The sequence below is a fragment of the Pedobacter sp. Hv1 genome, from assembly GCF_001412215.1.
GTDB lineage: Bacteria > Bacteroidota > Bacteroidia > Sphingobacteriales > Sphingobacteriaceae > Pedobacter.
On sequence record NZ_LLWP01000017.1, the window covers coordinates 1 to 932 of the forward strand.

Below are 932 nucleotides of genomic sequence, written 5' to 3' on the forward strand. Positions count from 1 at the left end.
ACGGCCACGGGCCTTGCGGCAGGCACCTATACGGTAACCGTTACCGATGCCAATTCTTGTACAACGACACAATCCTTTACCATCACCCAGCCAGCGCCACTAGTGGCCACGGCGGGAACAGTGAACAACGTGAGCTGTTTTGGAGGCAGCAACGGTACGGCCACGGTGAATGTTACCGGAGGTACGGGCGCTAAAACCTATTCATGGTCACCAACTGGTGGAACTGGTGCTACGGCCTCTGGGCTTGCAGCGGGCACCTATACGGTAACCGTTACCGATGCCAACGGGTGTACCACCACACAATCCTTTACCCTTACCCAGCCACCGGTACTAGTAGCCACGGCGGGCACTACGGTGAACGTAAGCTGTAACGGCGGATCCAATGGTTCGGCCACGGTTAACGTAACCGGAGGCACCGGAGCTTATACCTATTCATGGTCACCAACCGGTGGAACCGGCGCTACGGCCTCTGGGCTGACCGCGGGAACCTATACGGTAACCGTTACCGATGCCAATGGCTGTACCACTACACAGAGCTTTACCCTTACCCAGCCATCGGCACTTGTGGCCACGGCAGGTACAACGGTGAACATCCTGTGTAATGGCAGCGCTACCGGCTCTGCTACGGTTAACGTAACAGGTGGAACCGGGGCCTATACCTATTCATGGTCTCCTAGCGGAGGTACGGCGGCTACGGCTTCAGGCCTAACAGCAGGTACCTATACGGTAACCGTTACCGATGCCAATGCATGTACCACGACACAATCCTTTACTATCACCCAGCCAGCGGCACTTGTTGCTACAGCTGGTACCACGGTGAACGTGAGCTGTAATGGCGGGGCCAATGGTTCTGCCACGGTGAACGTAACCGGTGGCACCGGCGCTAAAACCTATTCATGGTCACCAAGTGGTGGTACAGGGGCTACGGCCAC

General features: G+C 57.0%; 1 pseudogene. It reads left to right on the forward strand.

The features are described from left to right. A pseudogene (locus AQF98_RS21720) lies at window positions 1–932 on the forward strand (SprB repeat-containing protein); the annotation flags it as partial.